19 protein-coding genes are annotated in these 18227 nt (G+C 65.1%); 8 read left to right on the top strand and 11 right to left on the bottom strand.

Annotated features, from left to right (window positions below):
- Positions 1-85: 85 nt before the first annotated feature.
- Entirely contained in the window at positions 86-685 is a 600-nt protein-coding gene (locus HT578_RS01095; protein ID WP_213501631.1) for a murein L,D-transpeptidase catalytic domain family protein, read from the top strand.
- Positions 686-816: 131 nt separating this feature from the next.
- Positions 817-1143 (top strand): DMT family transporter, encoded by a 327-nt coding sequence (locus HT578_RS01090; RefSeq protein WP_213501629.1) that lies wholly within the window; start codon positions 817-819, stop codon positions 1141-1143.
- A 4-nt stretch (positions 1144-1147) separates the two neighbouring features.
- Here HT578_RS01090 and tgt read toward each other — a convergent pair whose 3' ends face one another.
- From tgt to HT578_RS01045, 9 genes are all read right to left on the bottom strand, one after another.
- A complete protein-coding gene (gene tgt / locus HT578_RS01085) occupies positions 1148-2281 on the bottom strand; it encodes a tRNA guanosine(34) transglycosylase Tgt (RefSeq protein WP_213501627.1) in 1134 nt (377 codons plus the stop codon).
- Positions 2282-2359: 78 nt separating this feature from the next.
- Complete coding sequence (locus tag HT578_RS01080; protein ID WP_213501625.1) at positions 2360-3415, bottom strand: DUF481 domain-containing protein; 1056 nt, start codon at positions 3413-3415, stop codon at positions 2360-2362.
- Positions 3416-3432: 17 nt separating this feature from the next.
- Entirely contained in the window at positions 3433-4206 is a 774-nt protein-coding gene (locus HT578_RS01075; RefSeq protein WP_213501624.1) for an ABC transporter permease, read from the bottom strand.
- Positions 4203-5165: an ABC transporter ATP-binding protein gene (locus HT578_RS01070; RefSeq protein ID WP_422394365.1), complete on the bottom strand. Its 963-nt coding sequence runs from the start codon at positions 5163-5165 to the stop codon at positions 4203-4205. Before HT578_RS01070 ends, HT578_RS01075 begins: the two co-directional genes overlap by 4 nt.
- A gap of 58 nt (positions 5166-5223) precedes the next feature.
- Complete coding sequence (gene queA, locus HT578_RS01065) at positions 5224-6264, bottom strand: tRNA preQ1(34) S-adenosylmethionine ribosyltransferase-isomerase QueA (RefSeq protein ID WP_213501622.1); 1041 nt, start codon at positions 6262-6264, stop codon at positions 5224-5226.
- 61 nt (positions 6265-6325) lie between these two features.
- Positions 6326-7015, bottom strand: coding sequence for a peptidylprolyl isomerase (locus HT578_RS01060; protein ID WP_213501620.1), 690 nt, complete (start codon positions 7013-7015; stop codon positions 6326-6328).
- A 95-nt stretch (positions 7016-7110) separates the two neighbouring features.
- Positions 7111-7638, bottom strand: a complete 528-nt coding sequence (coaD, locus tag HT578_RS01055) for a pantetheine-phosphate adenylyltransferase (RefSeq protein ID WP_039395572.1) — start codon at positions 7636-7638, stop codon at positions 7111-7113.
- A 70-nt stretch (positions 7639-7708) separates the two neighbouring features.
- Complete coding sequence (locus HT578_RS01050) at positions 7709-8617, bottom strand: polyprenyl synthetase family protein (protein ID WP_039393908.1); 909 nt, start codon at positions 8615-8617, stop codon at positions 7709-7711.
- A 3-nt stretch (positions 8618-8620) separates the two neighbouring features.
- Positions 8621-8875, bottom strand: a complete 255-nt coding sequence (locus tag HT578_RS01045; RefSeq protein WP_039395575.1) for an exodeoxyribonuclease VII small subunit — start codon at positions 8873-8875, stop codon at positions 8621-8623.
- A gap of 138 nt (positions 8876-9013) precedes the next feature.
- Here HT578_RS01045 and purL point away from each other — a divergent pair, with 138 nt between their 5' ends.
- Positions 9014-11173, top strand: a complete 2160-nt coding sequence (gene purL / locus HT578_RS01040) for a phosphoribosylformylglycinamidine synthase subunit PurL (protein ID WP_213501618.1) — start codon at positions 9014-9016, stop codon at positions 11171-11173.
- A gap of 85 nt (positions 11174-11258) precedes the next feature.
- Here purL and HT578_RS01035 read toward each other — a convergent pair whose 3' ends face one another.
- Entirely contained in the window at positions 11259-11963 is a 705-nt protein-coding gene (locus HT578_RS01035; protein WP_213501616.1) for an HD-GYP domain-containing protein, read from the bottom strand.
- Positions 11964-12175: 212 nt separating this feature from the next.
- The gene (gene serB / locus HT578_RS01030) at positions 12176-13072 is read right to left on the bottom strand and encodes a phosphoserine phosphatase SerB (RefSeq protein WP_239026423.1); all 897 of its coding nucleotides are present in this window, start codon (positions 13070-13072) and stop codon (positions 12176-12178) included.
- Between serB and miaA the strand changes: the two genes are divergently transcribed.
- The 5 genes from miaA to HT578_RS01005 all read left to right on the top strand — a co-directional run bounded on the left by miaA (position 13065) and on the right by HT578_RS01005 (position 18189).
- Positions 13065-14051: a tRNA (adenosine(37)-N6)-dimethylallyltransferase MiaA gene (gene miaA / locus HT578_RS01025; RefSeq protein WP_213501612.1), complete on the top strand. Its 987-nt coding sequence runs from the start codon at positions 13065-13067 to the stop codon at positions 14049-14051. The two genes, serB and miaA, sit on opposite strands and share 8 nt — an antisense overlap.
- Before the next feature lie 177 nt (positions 14052-14228).
- Positions 14229-15971, top strand: a complete 1743-nt coding sequence (gene ilvB, locus HT578_RS01020) for a biosynthetic-type acetolactate synthase large subunit (RefSeq protein WP_213501610.1) — start codon at positions 14229-14231, stop codon at positions 15969-15971.
- 29 nt (positions 15972-16000) lie between these two features.
- Positions 16001-16519, top strand: coding sequence for an acetolactate synthase small subunit (gene ilvN / locus HT578_RS01015; protein WP_039393920.1), 519 nt, complete (start codon positions 16001-16003; stop codon positions 16517-16519).
- 82 nt (positions 16520-16601) lie between these two features.
- The gene (ilvC, locus tag HT578_RS01010; RefSeq protein WP_277884208.1) at positions 16602-17672 is read left to right on the top strand and encodes a ketol-acid reductoisomerase; all 1071 of its coding nucleotides are present in this window, start codon (positions 16602-16604) and stop codon (positions 17670-17672) included.
- A 139-nt stretch (positions 17673-17811) separates the two neighbouring features.
- On the top strand, positions 17812-18189 hold the full coding sequence (locus HT578_RS01005) for an I78 family peptidase inhibitor (RefSeq protein ID WP_213501606.1): 378 nt from the start codon (positions 17812-17814) through the stop codon (positions 18187-18189).
- The last annotated feature ends 38 nt before the right edge of the window (positions 18190-18227 follow it).

Genomic DNA, 18227 nt, shown 5'->3' with positions numbered 1-18227 from the left:
TCATATACAAAAGATTCGTTGTCTCAGTTTATGACTTAATATATACATATAAGAGACAAACAATAAACGGGTCGGACACACAAGCATGAACGTCAACAGGCGCCACTTCCTTGGCGCGCTCGCCACGGGTGCGGCCAGCCTGGCCTCGCCCATCTCTTTTGCAGCCACTCCCAGCCGCCAGATGCCACGCGGACTTGCAGAGGCCAAGGCCGCGCTCGACGCGCATGGTGCGCGGGTGCGCCACCGCGACATCGTGGGTCTTGTGGATTTCAGCGCCCCCTCCGGCGACCCGCGCTTCAGCCTTGTCGATATCGGCAACGGCCGCGTGATCGCGGATTTCCACGTCGCGCATGGGCGGGGCTCGGACCCGGGCAATACCGGAATGCTCCAGCGCTTCTCGAACCGACCGGGATCGAATGCCTCGTGCCAGGGCAGCTTCCTGACCGGGGAAACCTATTATGGCACGCATGGCCGCTCGCGCCGGATCCACGGGCTCGATCCCGAAAATTCGATGGCCTATCCGCGTGCCATCGTGATCCATGGCGCCTCCTACGTCTCGGCGGACATGGCGCGCCACACCGGGCGCGTGGGGCGCAGCCTCGGGTGCTTCACGGTGTCCCAGCGCGACATCGGCCCCGTGCTGAGCCAGCTGCCCCCGGGCCGCCTGCTCTTCGCCCACCGCTAGAACCACCATCGGGCAGGCATTGACGCCGCTCAAAGCCGGTATTAGCCAAACCCTGCAAGGACGACCTTCACCCCGCACAAGCGGGGGACGATTAAACCGGGACGGCCCGGCAGCACACAGGAGGCTGCCGCATGGCATGGATTTTCGTCGTACTCGCCGGTCTGCTCGAGACCGTCTGGATCTATTTTCTCAAGAACACCGAAGACGGGATCAGCGCTCTGGGCGCCCTCGCCATGGCCGCCTCGCTGCTTGGCAGCTTCTGGCTGCTGGCTCTTGCCATGCGCACGATCCCGCTTGCCGCGGCCTATGCCGCCTGGACCGGGATCGGGACGCTTGGCGCGTTCTTGCTGGGCCTTCTGGTCTTCGGGGAGCGGCTGAGCCCGGCGGCGATCGCCGGGCTCATGCTCATCGTCTCGGGCACCGTGCTGCTGCGCGTGGCAACAGGCAGCGGAGCCTGAGGCGCTATTTGCGGTTGGCGAAGTAGTCGCGCCGAAAATCGGCCGCGAAGGCATCGAAGCGCTGCTCCGCAATCGCATCGCGCATGCCCTGCATGAGCTGCTGGTAGAACCAGATGTTGTGCTCGGTCAGGAGCATCGCGCCGAGCATCTCGCCCGAGCGGATGAGGTGGTGCAGGTAGGCGCGGGTATAGGTCTGGCAGACCGGACAACCGCAGCGTTCGTCGACAGGTCCGGTGTCCTCGGCATGCCGCGCGTTGCGCATGTTGAGGGGGCCATTCCAGGTGAACGCCTGCCCGTTACGTCCCGAGCGGGTGGGCAGCACGCAGTCGAACATGTCGACCCCGCGCTCGACCGCGCCGACCAGATCGTCCGGCTTGCCCACGCCCATGAGGTAGCGCGGGCGATCCTCGGGCAACTGCTGGGGCGCGAACTCGAGCGTTGCGAACATCGCTTCCTGCCCCTCGCCAACGGCCAGACCGCCAATGGCGTAGCCATCAAACCCGATGTCGACGAGGGCATCGGCGCTGGCCTTGCGCAAGCCTTCGTCGAGCGCGCCCTGCTGGATGCCGAAGAGTGCCGAGCGCTCGGCATGTTCCTCGCCGCTGTCGAAGCCCTCGCGGCTGCGCCGGGCCCAACGCATCGACATCTCCATCGAACGCGCGATGACATCGCGCGGCTGGTCGATCTTGGGGCATTCGTCGAAGGCCATGACGATGTCCGAGCCCAGCAGGCGCTGGATTTCCATCGAGCGCTCCGGGCTGAGCATGTGGCGCGAACCGTCGAGGTGGCTGGCGAAGGTCACGCCCTCCTCGGTAATCTTGCGCAGGTCCGAGAGGCTCATCACCTGGTAGCCGCCACTGTCGGTCAGGATCGGGCGATCCCAGTTCATGAACTTGTGCAAGCCCCCCAGGCGCGCCATGCGCTCGGCCCCCGGGCGCAGCATGAGGTGATAGGTGTTGCCCAGGATGATGTCGGCCCCGGCGGCGCGCACGTCCTGTGGCTTCATCGCCTTGACCGTGGCAGCGGTGCCCACGGGCATGAAGGCGGGCGTGCGGATCTCGCCCCGGCGCATCTGGATGACGCCGGTACGGGCCCGACCGTCGCGGGCGTGGATCGAAAACTGGAAACGCGGTTTCATGCCCCGCCCGTTAGAGCATTTTCCCGAGAGATGGAATTATCTGATGCTTCGCAAAAACACGGCGAAGGCTCGGCCCGTTCAGAAGCCGTAGACCACCGAGAAGCTCGAGATTGTGTCGGTCTTGAGGGTTCCGGCGGCCGGTGCGGTTTCATGCTCGAAGTTATAGGACAGCTTGAGCTTGAGGTTCTTGGTCATCGCGGTTTCCAGCGCGGTGAGCGAGGTGAAGGTGTTGTTCTCCGTGCTCACATAGCCACTGGCGACTTGCGAGAGCTTGACCGTGTCGTTGAGCTTCCAGGCAAAATCGACCGACATAAGCGCAGAATACTGCGTCTCGCTGGGCTCATCGACATAGTCGATCATGCGCATGGCCGGGCCCGCCTCGACCGAAAGCGTCATGCGATCGGTTCGGATAAGGCGCCGACCAAGACCGCCCGAGAGCGAGTAGCGGTTCTCGAAACCCGAAATCGGATCGCGTTCGTACTGCGCACGACCGTAGATGAAATATCCCTCATGCAGTGTAAAACGCGGTTGGTAGGCCAGAAGATACTTGTTGGTCGTGACCGTGCTGTCGGTCTCCTGGTAGTTGGCCGTCGCTGTGATGGTATGTTGCCACTTGATCCCCTGACGGTCCGCCTTGAAGCCGCCGGTTACGCCAAAGTTGCTGGTGTTGCCCGTGTTGCGAAAGCCACCCAGATCGATCTGACCTTTCCAGAGCTGAAGGATCCCGGCCTGCCGGATCCGGCGCTGCTTTGCTTCGAACTTGGCGCGCTCCTCGGCCGCGCGGCGGTCGCGATAGCTCTTGTGCATGCCCCGGATCTCGTCCTTGAACCAGGGCTGCACCTTGATCGCGAACTTCACGACCGCGTCGACCTCGGCGTCCTCTTCGCCCTTCATCGATTCCTCGAGCATGGCGCGCACGTTGCGCGGCAGGGTCGGGCGATCGGCATCGACGAAGGGGATCGGCTCCACGAAGGTCGGAAGCGACACGAAGACAGGCCTGGGGGGAATGGGATCGGGCATCGCGATGACGTCCCAGTCCACGGCACGGCCCTCCGGCGGCTCGTCTTGCGCGAAGGCCGGAACGGAGAGCACGACAAGGGGAAGGACGAGGCTTGACCGGAAGCGAAAAGGCATGGGCGATGGTTACGTAATCACGAACGCAAACGCCAGCCCGTTGCAAAGATTCGTGCAATAATTGCAATGCAAAGAGCCAGGAAGCCGAGCGCCATGACAAGCGAGACCACGACCGGGAAATCCGCCTGGCCATAGAAGCACCAGCGCAGCCCGTTGACCAGATAGACCATCGGATTGACCAGGGCCACCGAACGCCAGGGCTCGGGCAGGAGGTCGATCGAATAGAACGTGCCCCCCAGGAACGTCAGTGGCATCACGAACAGCGAAGGCACCATGCCCACCTGTTCGAAGCTCCTGGCCCAGATCCCGAGGATGAACCCGAAGAGCGAGAACGAGGCCGAGACGAGCAGGACAAAACCGAGCACCAGCACCGGATGGACGATCGTGTAGTCGACGAAGAAGCGCGCGGTCCCCAGGATGATCGCGGCAAGAACCAGCGATTTCGTGGCCGCCGCGCCGACGAAACCGACAAGGGTCTCGGCAAAGCCCACGGGGGCCGAGAGCAGTTCGTAGATCGCGCCGGTGAAACGCGGCATGTAGATACCAAACGCGCCATTCGCCGTGCTCTCGCTCAGGAGTGTGAGCATGAGCAGGCCGGGGACGATGAAAGCGCCGTAGTCGACACCCTCAAGGCCGGACTCCATGCGGCCACCGATGGCTGCTCCGAAGACGACGAAGTAGAGCATCGTCGAGAGCAACTGCGCGATGATGGACTGGAGCGCGGTGCGCAGGGCGCGCGCGAGTTCATGCTTGTAGATGGTCCACGCGCTGCGGGCGTTGAACAGGCTCATGCACCCTCTCCCGTGTCGGACTGGTTTTCGAGGAGGTTCACGAAGATCTCCTCCAGATTGGATTCGCGGATGTCGATGGCGGTATAGTCGACCCCGTGGGCAATCAGCGCCTTGGTGAGCGCGGCTACCTCGGATTTGCCCTGCCCGGTGCCATCCCCGCCACGGTAGACAAGCGCACGGCCATCTTCGGTAAGGCTCAGCGAATGGCCGGAAAGCCCTTCGGGGATGGCGCTGATGGGTGCCGCCAGCGTGAAGACCGCTTCGGTGCGGCCGAGCCGGGCCATCATCGCACGGGTCTCCTCGACCATGCGGATGCGGCCCTTCTGGATGATCCCCACGCGGTCGGCCATTTCCTCGGCCTCCTCGATATAGTGGGTGGTGAGGATGATCGTGGTGCCCTGCTCGCGCAGCGCGGAGATATGCGTCCACATGTCGCGCCGCAGTTCCACGTCCACGCCCGCCGTGGGCTCATCGAGGAACAGCAGTTCGGGATCGTGGGCAAGCGCCTTGGCGATAAGGACCCGGCGCTTCATGCCGCCGGAAAGCGCGCTCAGCGATTCCGCGCGCTTGTCCCACAAGCTGAGCGCGCGCAGAATTTCCTCGACCCGCGCCGCATCGGGCGCAAGGCCGAACAGGCCGCGCGAATAGTTCACGGTGTGGAGCACCGTCTCGAACATGTCGGTGGCCAGTTCCTGCGGGACGAGCCCGATACGGCGGCGCAGGGTGCGCCAGTGGCGCCCCATGTCCTCGCCAAAGGCGCGGATCGTGCCCGAGCTAGGCTGCACAAGGCCACAGACCGCGCCGATCAGCGTGGTCTTGCCTGCCCCGTTGGGGCCAAGGAGTGCGAAGATCTCGCCCTTGCGAATGGTCAGGTCGACACCGTTCAGCGCGGTGAAGCCCCCGTCATAGGTCTTGGTCAGACCCTCGATTTCGAGAATGTCCTGCATGGCCGGGAACATGGGAGGAAGTCGCTATGCTTCCAAGCCCCCATGCGGGAATTGCCGGACAAAAAAGAAATCAGGCTTTCGGCCCCGGGATCAGCAGGCTGGAATCACCATAGCTGTAGAAGCGGTAGCCGTGCTCGATGGCGTGGGCATAGACCGCCTGCATCTTCTCCAGCCCCATCAGGGCCGAGACCAGCATGAAGAGCGTCGACTTGGGCAGGTGGAAGTTGGTCATCAGCCCGTCGACGGCCTTGAAGCGGTAGCCCGGCGTGATGAATATCGCGGTGTCGCCTTCGAACGGACGGACCACGCCGTCCTCGCCCGTTGCGCTCTCCAGAAGCCGCAGGCTGGTCGTGCCGACTGCGATGATCCGCCCGCCCGCCGCGCGTGCGGCGTTGAGGCGATCAGCCGTCTCGGCATCGATCCGGCCCCATTCGGAATGCATCTGGTGTTCGGCGGTGTCGTCCGCCTTGACCGGAAGAAAGGTGCCTGCCCCGACATGGAGCGTCAGCGTCTCGCGCCCGATGCCCGCGGCATCGAGCTTCGCGACCAGTTCAGGCGTGAAGTGCAGCGCGGCCGTGGGCGCGGCCACCGCGCCCTTCTCGCGCGCGAACATGGTCTGGTAATCGCTCTTGTCCGCCTCGTCGGTGTCGCGCTTGCCCGCGATGTAGGGTGGCAGCGGCATTCGCCCGGCGCGTTCGAGCAGGATTTCGACCGGCTCTTCGCCCTGGAAGGCAAGCGTCCAGCTGCCATCGTCCCAGCGCTCTTCGGCAATGGCCTCTACCTCGGCGGGAAATTCGATGCGGTCGCCCGCCTTCAGCCGCTTGCCGTTGCGCACGAAGGCCTGCCAGCGGCGCAGGTCGAGCCGCTTATGGAGCGTCGCGCCGATGCGCGCCTCGCCGCGGCGGCCTTCCAGCTGGGCGGGAATGACGCGCGTATCATTGAAGACCAGGATATCGCCCGGGGCGAGCACCTCGGGAAGCTCGCGCACGATGCGGTCGGCCAGCGGCGCATCGCCATCGGCTACGAGAAAGCGCGCTGCATCGCGCGGCTTGGCCGGGCGCAGCGCGATGTTTTCCGTCGGGAGATCGAAATCGAAAAGGTCTACTCGCATGACCGGCAGCCGCTAGACGCGAAACGCGCCTGCGGCAAGATGCAAGCGGCCCGGCGTCCTCTTACTGCGAGGACGAGTTGTTGAGATCGTCGAGCGTGACGGGCGTATCGTCGGTCATCGCCGGTGCGGGTGCCGCAGGCTTGGGCTTGTGCTCGGAAAAGAGCGAGGCCTGGACGATCTTCGTGGGATCCTCGGGCGGTTCGCCGCGGTGGATCGCATCGACATAGTTCATGCCGCCAATAACGCGGCCGAACACGGTGTACTTGTGGTCGAGCGCGAAGCGCGGATAGAACACGATGAAGAACTGGCTGTTCGCGCTGTTGGGATCGTTGGTGCGCGCCATCGCAACCGAGCCGCGCACGTGCGGCATCGCATTGAATTCCGCTTCCAGGTCGGGAAGGTCCGAGCCCCCCTGACCGGTGCCCGTCGGATCGCCGGTCTGCGCCATGAAGCCATCGATCACGCGGTGGAAGATCAGACCGTCGTAGAAGCCTTCGCTGGCCAGCTTGCTCACGCGCTCGACGTGGTGGGGTGCCCATTCCGGCACGAGACGGATGAGCACGCGGCCACCGTTGCTGAGGTCGAGGACCAGCACGTTCTGCGGATCGTGGCTCGGGTCCATGTCGATCTTGGTAGGCAGCTGCGCCGGTGCCTCGGTGGCAGCGACGTCCTTGTCCTTGGCGAACGCGGCCGGGCTGGCAAGTACGGTGGCACCCAGCATCAGCGCGGCAACGGTATGGCGAAATTTCATGGATTACTCACAAGCTCGAAAACCGATCCTTGGCTGGGGCGATAGAGCCCTCTCGCTGTCGGTACAATGAATGATTTAGCGGGAAGCCCCCACGCTCAGTAGTCGCCGAGGCGTCCCCGCGCGTCGATCCGGGCGATCACGTCCTCGCGCACGGCCGGGCTGACGAACTTGGTGATGTCGCCTCCGAACAGCGCGATTTCCTTGACCAGCTTGGAGGCGATCGGTTGCAGGCTGACGTCGGCCATCAGGAACACGGTCTCGATATCGGGATCGAGCTGCTGGTTCATGCCGGCCATCTGGTACTCGTACTCGAAGTCCGCGACGGCGCGCAGGCCCCTGAGGATGATCGTTGCGTTCTGCCGCTTCGCAAACTTCATCAGGAGCGCATTGAAGGCCACCACCGTTACGTTCTCGACGCCCAGCGCCTTCACCTCGCGCTCGACCATCGCCATGCGCTCTTCGGGGGTAAACATCGGATTCTTGGACGGATTGGTCGTCACGCCGATGATCAGGCGGTCCACCAGCTTCGCGCCGCGCCGAATGATGTCGGCATGGCCCAGCGTGATCGGATCGAACGTGCCGGGATAGACGCCCACGCGCTCCGCAGTCCGGGTCTCAGTCATTTCGGCTTCCTCCATGCGGCTCGCGGGCCGCGGCTTCCTGCCCTGATGCGCGCTGCCTTGCGCGAAAAAATCAGTGATCGCGCTCGACGATATAGCGCGCAACGCTGCGCAGAAGATCGGCTTCCTCGCCATGCCCCGACAAGTGCCCGACAGCCTGCTCCACCAGCATGCGCGCCTGATCGCGCGCGCGCTCGGCGCCCATCAGCGAGACAAAGGTGGCCTTGCCGGCATCGGCATCCTTACCCACGGCCTTGCCCGCCACTTCGGCGTCGCCCTCATGATCGATCAGGTCGTCGGCGATCTGGAAGGCCAGCCCGATATCGCGGGCATAGCTGCGCAGGTGCGTGCGCCCCTCCGGCGGAACATGGCCCAGGATCGCGCCCATCTCCACTGCCGCGCCCAGCAGGGCCCCGGTCTTGAGCTGCTGGAGGCGCGTGATCGTGTGCAGGTCGAATTCGGACGTTTCGGCCACCAGATCCATCATCTGGCCGCCCGCCATGCCTTCGGCGCCGCTGGAGGTCGCCAGCACGCGCACCAGTTCGATGCGCGTGAAGGGATCCGCGCTCGTCGCCGGATCGGACAGCACCTCGAACGCAAAGTCGTGCAGGGAATCGCCCGCCAGGACCGCCGCCGATTCGTCGAAAGCGAGGTGAAGAGTCGGCTTGCCGTGGCGCAGGGCATCATCGTCCATGCACGGCAGGTCATCGTGGATCAGTGAATAGACGTGGATCGATTCGAGCGCGATGGCCGCGCGGATCGCCGCCTCGCGCTGGACACCGTACATGCCCGCAACCGCGGTCAGAAGCAGCGGACGCAGCCGCTTGCCCCCACCAATCGCGGCATAGCGCATCGCCTCGTACAGACGCGCACGCGCATCGTCGGGTACCGGCAGCAGCGCATCGAACGCGCCGTCCACTTCGCCCGCAATCGCGACCAGTGCCTCTTTCAGCCGCGAATCGCCCGAAGCCCCCTCACCCACGTCTCAGCGCTCCGGCGTGTCGAAAGGCTGGGTGGAGACGGGCGTACCGTCGGGTCCGGTCACGATCTTCTCGATCCGGGCCTGGGCGGCATCGAGCCGCTTCTGGCAGTGCTGGCGCAGCTTCTCGCCCTTTTCATAGAGCGAGATCGAATCCTCCAGCGGCACTTCACCGCTTTCCAGCTGGCGCACAATGGTTTCCAGTTCGCGCAGCGCGTCTTCGAAGCTGAGCGTGTCGAGTTCGGGTGTCTGGGCATCCATGCGCCAAGCAATGGCGCTGCCCGGCACGAGGGTCAAGGTCACACAGCGCTCTTCCGACAGGCAATTCGTGCATCAAAGGCCGGTTCGGCGATATTGGAGACTAGCAAGCGCGCACCGACATGGCTAAGGGCCGTGCGCATGAGCGAAATCACCCCTGACGTCGTCGAGGCGCATGGCCTCAGCCCCGAGGAATACGAGCGCGTCGTGAACGCGATGGGCCGCGTGCCCAATCTCCTTGAACTCGGCATCTTCTCGGTCATGTGGTCCGAGCACTGCTCGTACAAGTCGAGCCGCTTCCACTTGAAGCAGCTCCCGACCGAGGCCCCCTGGGTCATCTGCGGCCCGGGCGAGAACGCGGGCGTGATCGACATCGGCGATGGCCAGGCCGCCATCTTCAAGATGGAAAGCCACAACCACCCCTCGTACATCGAACCCTACCAGGGCGCGGCGACGGGCGTCGGCGGCATCCTGCGCGACGTCTTCACGATGGGCGCGCGCCCCGTCGCGAACATGAACGCGCTGCGCTTCGGCCGCCCCGAACACCCCAAGATGAAGCACCTCGTGCAGGGCGTGGTCTCGGGCATCGGCGGCTACGGCAACTGCGTGGGCGTGCCCACCGTTGGCGGCGAAACCAACTTCCACAAGGCCTACGACGGCAACATCCTCGTCAACGCGATGACCGTGGGCGTCGCGGACACCGACAAGATCTTCTACTGCGCGGCGACCGGCCTTGGTAACCCCATCGTCTACGTCGGCTCGAAGACCGGCCGCGACGGCATCCACGGCGCGACCATGGCGTCCGCCGACTTCGACGAGAAGTCCGAGGAAAAGCGCCCGACCGTGCAGGTGGGTGACCCCTTCACCGAGAAGCTGCTGATCGAGGCCTGCCTCGAGCTCATGGCGACCGACGCCATCGTCGCGATCCAGGACATGGGCGCAGCGGGCCTCACCTCGTCCTCGGTCGAGATGGCCAGCAAGGGCGGCGCAGGCATCCGCCTCGACATGAACCAGGTGCCCTGCCGCGAAGAGGCGATGACGCCCTACGAGATGATGCTGAGCGAGAGCCAGGAGCGCATGCTCATGGTGCTCAAGCCCGGCAAGGAAGCCATGGCCGAAGCCATCTTCCGGAAGTGGGAACTCGACTTCGCGGTAATCGGCGAAGTCACCGACACCGGCCACATGGTCCTCGAATTCGACGGCGAGGTCGTCTGCGACATTCCGCTGGGGCCCCTGGCCGACGACGCGCCGGAATACCAGCGCCCCTATGTCTCGGCTGAGGACTACAAGACCTGGGCCGCGGTCCCCGCAATGGGCGACGTGCCCGCAGCCACTGACCTTGGCGCAGACCTCACCACGCTCATCGGCTCGGCCGACCTCGCCTCGCGCGCGTGGATCTGGCAGCAGTACGACAGCCAGGTCGGTGCCGACACGATGCAGAAGTCGGGCGGCGATGCTGCGGTTGTACGCGTACACGGCACGAAGAAGGCGCTCGCCATCAGCACCGACTGTTCGCCGCGCTACTGCTACGCCGACCCCTACGAGGGCGGCAAGCAGGCCGTTGCCGAGACCTACCGCAACATCTCGGCCGTCGGCGGTCTGCCGCTGGCGATCACCAACTGCCTCAACTTCGCGAACCCCCAGCGCCCTGAAATCATGGCGCAGATCGTGGGCTGCCTGAACGGCATGGGCGACGCCTGCCGCGCGCTCGACTACCCGATCGTGTCGGGCAACGTGTCGCTCTACAACGAATCGAAGGCCACCGGCGGCGGCTCGGCGATCCTGCCCACCCCCGCGATCGGCGGCGTCGGCATCCTGGCCGACCACGACGCGATGGCCACCATCGCCTTCAAGAACGAGGGCGATGCGATCTGGCTGATCGGCGGCAAGGGCACGCACCTTGGCCAGTCGCTCTGGCTCAAGACCATCGCGGGCAAGGAAGCGGGCGATGCCCCCACGGTCGACCTCAAGGCCGAGGCCGCGAACGGCGGCACGGTGCGCAGCCTGATCGGCGCGGGGACGGTCAACGCCGTCCACGACATCTCCGATGGCGGTCTTCTCGTCGCGCTCGCCGAAATGGCGCTGGCAAGCGGCCTTGGCTGCACGCTCGACACGGAACTGAGCACGGCCGAAGCCTTTGGCGAGGACCAGTCGCGCTATGTCGTGACAGCTCCTGCAGGCGCCGAGATCCCGGGTGCCGAGAAGATCGGCAGCGTTGGCGGCTCCTCGGTTGCCGGTGTCGAAGTCACCGAACTGCGCCGCGTCAACGAGGCCTTCTTCAAGGATTGGATGGAAGCCTGATCGGCTTTCCTTGAGGAAACACAATTCCCGGCCGCCCCCGCACCGCAAGGTTCGGGGGCGGTTTCGTTTGGGCATTGTCAAAATGTCAGAGCGTGGCCGGTTCCAGGCTTTGGGCGAAGGCGGCCAGCAGGTCGGGATCGAAATTGCCGCGTGCGCGGCGCATTTCGTCCAGCGCCAGCGCGCTCGACCAGGCCTGCTTGTAACTTCGCCTTGAAATCAGCGCGTCGTAGACATCGCAGATCGTTGCGACCCGAACCGGCTCGGCGATGTCCTTCGCGATCAGCCCGCTCGGATAGCCGCTGCCATCAAGCCGTTCATGATGATGACGGCAGACCGCGATCACCAACGGGCTCACCAGCCCCCAGCGCTCCAGCAGCACGCCGCCGTTCTCGGCGTGGCCACGCATGACCATTGTCTCTTCGGTATCAAGTCGCCCTGGCTTGTCGAGGATCTCCACCGGGATAGTCAGCTTGCCGATATCGTGCAGGAGGCCCGCAAGCCCCATCTCCAGGACGTATTCACGCCGGCAGCCCGCATGATGGGCAAAATTCATCATGAGGCACGCGACGGCGAGCGCGTGCGAGCGAACGCCCTCGCGCCCGAAATGATCGTGCACCGAGCCCAGGATGCCTTCGCGGCTTTCGCGCAGCCAGCGCTCCATCAGTGCGACGAGATGGCGGGCCTCGTTCAAACCACATGGCTGGGCGTTCAGAATTTCCTGCGCAATCGCGCCGACGCGTTGGCGCAGCTCAACGCGAATTTCCAGTTCGGTTTCCGGCCGCCAGGGCATGACCTCAAGCCAGTCCTGGCGGCATCTGGGTCCGCTTTCCGCAATCCAACCACCGCCAAACGCCATAAGTTCTGCTAGTTCCCCACCTTGACCATCAAGGCACGGCCCAACCACCATACCTGCGTTTACAAAGTCTTAATGGGCAAGCCTTGCCGCAAGGCCGTTGCAGATCCTGAGAACCAGTTGCAGCCGCGATAGCCGCCGACGCGAAGTCAGCCGTGCACCCAATCCTGCTCGTCGATGCCCAGCAGGCGCAGAACATCGGTGAGGTCGCCCCGGTCGATCCAGCCATTGGCGGCAAGGCGCGCCTTGGGCTTGGCGTGGTAAGCGATGCCGTAGGTCGCGGCCTCGAGCATCGGAATGTCGTTGGCACCATCGCCCGTTGCAAGGCTGGGTACGAAGTCTGCGCCTTCACCGGCCACCGCCGCGATTTCGGCCAGCAAAGTAGCCTTCTTGACCGAACTGTCGACCACCGGCCCGGCCAGTTCGCCGGTCAGCTTGCCATCGGCGACCGCAAGGCGGTTGCCCACGACGTGCTCGAAACCCAGCATCGCGGCGATGGGATCGGCGAAGTGGTGGAAGCCGCCGGTGACGAGCACGGTGCGGCAGCCGAACTTCTTGAGCGTTTCGACCAACGTCTTGGCACCGGGCATCGGGCGGATACGCTCGGCAAGGCAATCGTCGACCGCGGTCTCGCGAAGGCCCGCAAGAAGACCCACGCGCTCGCGCAGCGCCGATTCGAAATCAAGCTCGCCCTGCATCGCGCGCTCGGTGATGTCGGCAATCCGCTCCTTGAGCCCGGCAAAATCGGCCAGTTCGTCGATGCACTCCTGCCCGATCATCGTCGAATCCATGTCCGAGATGAAGACTTTGGGCAGGATCGGCTCATGGTCGGTGACAAGGCCATCGCTCGCGCCGAAGTGCGCATCCAGCGCACCGCGCAGGACATCCGCGCCGTCGTCGGGCGAGGCGATCTGGAGCGTCTTGTCACAGAAGTCGAGCATCGCCGCCGAGGCCAGGCGCACCCCGCACTTCTCCATCTCGGCGCGTACGGTGTCGATTTTTGCCGAGAGATTTTCTGCGTCTGCTATCAGCCGGGCAATGAGCACTGCCAAATTCCTTGATGCGAAATATGATTCCAAGGCCGGGGACCGGCCGCCGCTGGCGCTCATTGCAGGGCCGACGGCCAGCGGCAAGAGCGATTGTGCGGTAGCCCTGGCCCAGGAACTGGAGAAGCGCGGCCGGAGCGGCGTGGTTCTCAACGCCGATGCCTCGCAAGTCTACGCCGACATACCGATCCTGAGCGCCTGCCCGACCGAGGAAGAGCGTGGCGGGATCGCGCACCGCCTGTTCGGCACCTGGGACGCAGCCACGGCCTGCTCCGCCGCCGATTGGGCCAAGGCCGCCCGTACGGAAATTGCCGGGGCCCATGAGCGCGGCGCCGTCCCGATCCTTGTCGGCGGTACCGGCCTCTATATCCGCACCCTGCTGGATGGGATCGCCCCGATCCCGGCCATCGACCCCGCTGTGCGCGCGGAAGTGCGCGCCCTCCCCGTCGCCGAGGCGCACGCTGCACTGTCCCGCGAAGACCCGGCGCGCGCCGCACAGCTCGCCCCGGCAGACACCACCCGCGTGGCGCGCGCACTGGAGGTCGTGCGCTCCACCGGCCACCCCCTCGCCCATTGGCAGGAGCGCAAGGAAGGCGGGATTGCGGATCAGGTCACGCTCTTCCCGGCCATCCTCATGCCCGAACGCCAGTGGCTCTACGAACGCTGCGACCTGCGCTTCACGCGCATGGTCGAGGCCGGTGCCCTCGCCGAAGTCGAGGCTCTCCTGGCGCGCCAGCTTGATCCCGACCTCCCCGCGATGCGCGCGATCGGCGTGCCCGAGCTGGCGGCCCATCTGCGCGACGACATCACATGCGAGGAGGCCATCGCGCGCGGCGCGCAGGCAACGCGGCGCTACGCCAAGCGCCAGTTCACCTGGCTGCGCCACCAGCCCCCGGAAGACTGGCCCCGGATTGAATCTGAAAATTACACCCTAAAGTCCATTTGCGATATTTTATTTCGACGTTTTGGGTTGACGTGATATTTCACAATGCCTAAAGGCTGCCTCGTCAAGCCCTCGGAAGTTGGGCTCGGAGGAGAGGATGACCCGGCGCGGCGATTGCCGTGCCGGGTCCGCTTCTTTGGAGGGAAATCCTCCTGACTTATCCATCTCGCGGCGCCCGGTTTTTCGGGGCCCCGAGGCAAAAAGGAACGTGTTGTGAGTGACGAGCGCAGCGGCGCGAACATCCTGGTCGAAAGCCTAGTCCGGCAGGGCGTCGAATTCGTATTCGGCTATCCCGGCGGGGCGGTTCTCCCGATCTACGATGCCCTATTCGGCGATGAACGCCTGCGTCATATCCTTGTGCGGCACGAAGCCGGCGCGGCCCACGCAGCCGAAGGCTATGCCCGTTCGACCGGCAAGCCCGGCGTCGTTCTGGTCACGTCCGGCCCGGGCGCGACGAACGCCATCACCGGCATTGCCGATGCGTACATGGATTCGATCCCGCTCGTTGTCATCTCGGGCCAGGTTGCGACCAACCTGATCGGTTCGGACGGCTTCCAGGAAGCCGACACGGTCGGCATCTCGCGCCACTGCACCAAGCACAACTACCTCGTGAAGGATCCGGCCGACCTCGCCGCGATCATCGACGAGGCGTTCCAGATCGCGACGACCGGGCGCCCCGGCCCCGTCCTCATCGACATTCCCAAGAACGTCCAGGTTGCCACCGCCACCTGGAGCGACGCGCCCGTCCAGCGCCGCGACCGTTACGCGCCCCGCCTGCGCGCGGACACCAATGAGATCGACGAAGCGATCGCCATGATCGCCTCGGCCCGCGCGCCCGTGCTCTACACCGGCGGCGGCGTCATCAACTCGGGCCCGCACGCCACCGCGCTGCTGCGCGAGCTGCAGGCCAAGACCGGCGCGCCCGTCACCTCGACCCTGATGGGTCTGGGCGCGTTCCCGGCGGACCACGCGGACTGGCTCGGCATGCTGGGCATGCACGGCACCTACGAGGCCAACCTGGCGATGAACCAGGCCGACCTCATCGTCTGTGTCGGTGCGCGCTTCGATGACCGCGTGACCGGGCGTCTCGACGCCTTCGCGCCCAACTCGAAGAAGATCCACATCGACATCGACCGTGCCTCGATCAACAAGATCGTGCCTGTCGACCTGCCGCTCGTCGGCGACTGCGGCGAAATCCTGGGCCAGCTTCTCGAAGCCTGGGGAACCCGCGCGCCGCAGGACCTGTCGGGCTGGAAGGCCCGGATCGACACCTGGCGCGAACGAAACAGCCTGGCCTATCCCGGCAATACCGCCGCGATCATGCCCCAGCACGCGGTCGAGCGCCTGTTCGAGCTGACCAAGGCGAAGGACCCGATCATCGCCACCGAAGTCGGCCAGCACCAGATGTGGGCGGCGCAGTACTTCCACTTCTTCGGCCCCAACAAGTGGCTGACCTCGGGTGGCCTGGGCACGATGGGCTACGGCCTGCCCGCCGCCATCGGCGCGCAGCTCGGCAACCCCGACAGCCTCGTCATCGACATCGCGGGCGACGCCTCGATCCAGATGAACATCCAGGAGATGGGCACCGCCAGCCAGTACCGCCTGCCGGTCAAGGTGTTCATCCTCAACAACGAATGGATGGGCATGGTCCGCCAGTGGCAGGAGCTCACTTACGAGAGCCGCTACTCGAACTCGTACTCGAGCAGCCTGCCCGACTTCGTGACGCTCGCCGAAGCCTATGGCTGGAAGGGTATCCGCATCGAGAACGAGAGCCAGCTCGACGCGGGCATCGAGGAAATGATCGCCTACCAGGGTCCGGTCATCGTCGATTGCCGCGTGGCCAAGGAATCGAACTGCTTCCCGATGATCCCCTCGGGTGCGGCCCATACCGAGATGATCCTCTACGGCGATGCCGTGGCCGGTACCCTCGACGATGCCGCCAAGGCGCTCGTCTGAGCGCGCTTGCGAACCCAGGAATACGGACAATGATGCACATCAAGCAAGAGGTCGAGGAACGGCACGTCCTGACCGTCATGGTCGACAACGAAGCCGGTATCCTTGCCAAGATCGCCGGGCTGTTCACCGCGCGCGGCTACAACATCGACAGCCTCACCGTGGCCGACATCACCGAGAACCACTCGGTGAGCCGGATCACCATCGTCACCCACGGCCCGCCGAGCCAGATCGACCAGATCCATGCGCAGCTCGAACGCCTCGTGCCCGTGCACAAGGTGGTCGACCTTACCGAAGCGGGCCCGCACGTGCAGCGCGAACTCGCGCTGATCAAGGTGGCGGGCGTGGGCGAGAAGCGCGTCGAGGCGCTGCGCGTCGCGGACGTGTTCCGCGCCAAGGCGGTCGACACGACCACCTCCAGCTTCATCTTCGAGCTCACCGGCAGCCCGGAGAAGATCGACAGCTTCGTCGCGATCATGCGCGAACTGGGCCTTGTCGAAGTGGGCCGCACCGGCATCGTCGCGATGATGCGCGGCGCCGAGGAAGCCTGACCAATTAATCCCAACTTCGCGTCGCACCGCACTTGATTGCGGGCAGGCGGTCGATAAACCGCGACGCAGGATCGAAAGCGAGCTGGCCGTCCCATCCGCACAGGACGCGCCCGAGCACCAGAAGGAAAGCCAGATGAAAGTCTATTACGACGCCGATTGCGACATCAACCTGATCACCTCCAAGAAGGTCGCGATCCTGGGCTACGGCAGCCAGGGCCACGCCCACGCGCAGAACCTGCGTGACAGCGGCGTCAAGGACGTGGCGATCGCGCTGCGCCCGGGTTCGGCTTCGGCCGCGAAGGCCGAAGGCGCCGGCTTCAAGGTCATGGCGAACGCCGACGCGGCTGCCTGGGCCGACGTGCTCATGATCCTCGCGCCCGACGAGCACCAGGCCGCCATCTACGCTGCCGACCTGCACGACAACCTGAAGCCCGGCGCTGCGCTCGCCTTCGCCCACGGCCTCAACGTCCACTTCGGCCTGATCGAGCCGCGCAAGGACATCGACGTCATCATGATCGCACCCAAGGGCCCGGGTCACACCGTGCGCGGTGAATACCAGCGTGGCGGCGGCGTGCCCTGCCTCGTCGCGGTCGACCAGGACGTCTCGGGCAACGCCCACGACATCGCGCTGGCCTACGCATCGGGCGTCGGTGGCGGCCGTTCGGGCATCATCGAGACCAACTTCCGCGAAGAGTGCGAAACCGACCTCTTCGGTGAGCAGGCTGTCCTGTGCGGCGGCACCACCGCTCTCGTCCAGGCCGGTTTCGAAACCCTGGTCGAAGCCGGTTATGCGCCGGAAATGGCCTACTTCGAGTGCCTCCACGAACTCAAGCTGATCGTCGACCTGATGTATGAGGGCGGCATCGCCAACATGCGCTACTCGATCTCGAACACCGCCGAATACGGCGACATCAAGACCGGTCCGCGTCTCATCACCGAAGAGACCAAGAAGGAAATGAAGCGCGTTCTGGAAGACATCCAGTCGGGCCGTTTCGTGAAGGACTTCGTCCTCGACAACCGCGCCGGCCAGCCCGAGCTCAAGGCTTCGCGCAAGACCGCGCAGCGCCACCCGATCGAGGAAACCGGCGCCAAGCTGCGCGCCATGATGCCCTGGATCGGCGCCAACGCCCTGGTCGACAAGACCAAGAACTGATCGCGCTGCGTCCCTCTGGACGCCGCATCGCGACACTTGCAGACCCGATCCTGTTCGCGCAGGGTCGGGTTTGTGCTTTCCCGGGTTCTGCACGCATGCAGCCAGCGCCCGTTCAGCAGCCCCTTGCGAAGGATCGCGAATGACACGCAACCACCGCCGCCTCGCCGCCCTCATGGCCGCTCTTGCCCTTCCCCTGATGGCCCTGCCCGCCTGCTCGGCCTCTTCGCAAGGAGGCCCCGACATGGCCGCGACCCCCACCGATCCGACACCGGCGGCATCCCGCGACACCACGCCCATCGGCCCCGAGCCGGAAGCGCTGTGCGGTGTCGAGCTGTTCGAACGCCACGTCGGCGAAGAGGCCACCGAAGCGCTCCTCGCCTCGATCCGCGAAGCGCGCGGCAAGAAGCCCATGCGGGTTCTTCCGCCGGGCTCGGTCATGACCATGGATTTTCGTCAGGACCGCCTCAATATCCTGACCGATGAGGACAATATCATCACCACCATGCGCTGCGGCTGATCTTCGCGCACCCGCACGTCTGCCGCCATACGGACAGA

It is taken from the genome of Novosphingobium decolorationis, assembly GCF_018417475.1.
GTDB lineage: Bacteria > Pseudomonadota > Alphaproteobacteria > Sphingomonadales > Sphingomonadaceae > Novosphingobium > Novosphingobium decolorationis.
The sequence above is the reverse complement of the archived record's forward strand: the minus strand, read 5'-3'. Positions and strand labels throughout refer to the sequence as shown.

Coding starts and splice junctions, on each gene's coding strand:
- HT578_RS01095 (WP_213501631.1), top strand. CDS start 86: ATGAACGTCAACAGGCGCCACTTCCTTGGCGCGCTCGCCACGGGTGCG.
- HT578_RS01090 (WP_213501629.1), top strand. CDS start 817: ATGGCATGGATTTTCGTCGTACTCGCCGGTCTGCTCGAGACCGTCTGG.
- tgt (WP_213501627.1), bottom strand. CDS start 2,281: ATGAAACCGCGTTTCCAGTTTTCGATCCACGCCCGCGACGGTCGGGCC.
- HT578_RS01080 (WP_213501625.1), bottom strand. CDS start 3,415: ATGCCTTTTCGCTTCCGGTCAAGCCTCGTCCTTCCCCTTGTCGTGCTC.
- HT578_RS01075 (WP_213501624.1), bottom strand. CDS start 4,206: ATGAGCCTGTTCAACGCCCGCAGCGCGTGGACCATCTACAAGCATGAA.
- HT578_RS01070 (WP_422394365.1), bottom strand. CDS start 5,165: ATGTTCCCGGCCATGCAGGACATTCTCGAAATCGAGGGTCTGACCAAG.
- queA (WP_213501622.1), bottom strand. CDS start 6,264: ATGCGAGTAGACCTTTTCGATTTCGATCTCCCGACGGAAAACATCGCG.
- HT578_RS01060 (WP_213501620.1), bottom strand. CDS start 7,015: ATGAAATTTCGCCATACCGTTGCCGCGCTGATGCTGGGTGCCACCGTA.
- coaD (WP_039395572.1), bottom strand. CDS start 7,638: ATGACTGAGACCCGGACTGCGGAGCGCGTGGGCGTCTATCCCGGCACG.
- HT578_RS01045 (WP_039395575.1), bottom strand. CDS start 8,875: ATGGATGCCCAGACACCCGAACTCGACACGCTCAGCTTCGAAGACGCG.
- purL (WP_213501618.1), top strand. CDS start 9,014: ATGAGCGAAATCACCCCTGACGTCGTCGAGGCGCATGGCCTCAGCCCC.
- HT578_RS01035 (WP_213501616.1), bottom strand. CDS start 11,963: ATGCCCTGGCGGCCGGAAACCGAACTGGAAATTCGCGTTGAGCTGCGC.
- miaA (WP_213501612.1), top strand. CDS start 13,065: ATGAGCACTGCCAAATTCCTTGATGCGAAATATGATTCCAAGGCCGGG.
- ilvN (WP_039393920.1), top strand. CDS start 16,001: ATGATGCACATCAAGCAAGAGGTCGAGGAACGGCACGTCCTGACCGTC.
- HT578_RS01005 (WP_213501606.1), top strand. CDS start 17,812: ATGACACGCAACCACCGCCGCCTCGCCGCCCTCATGGCCGCTCTTGCC.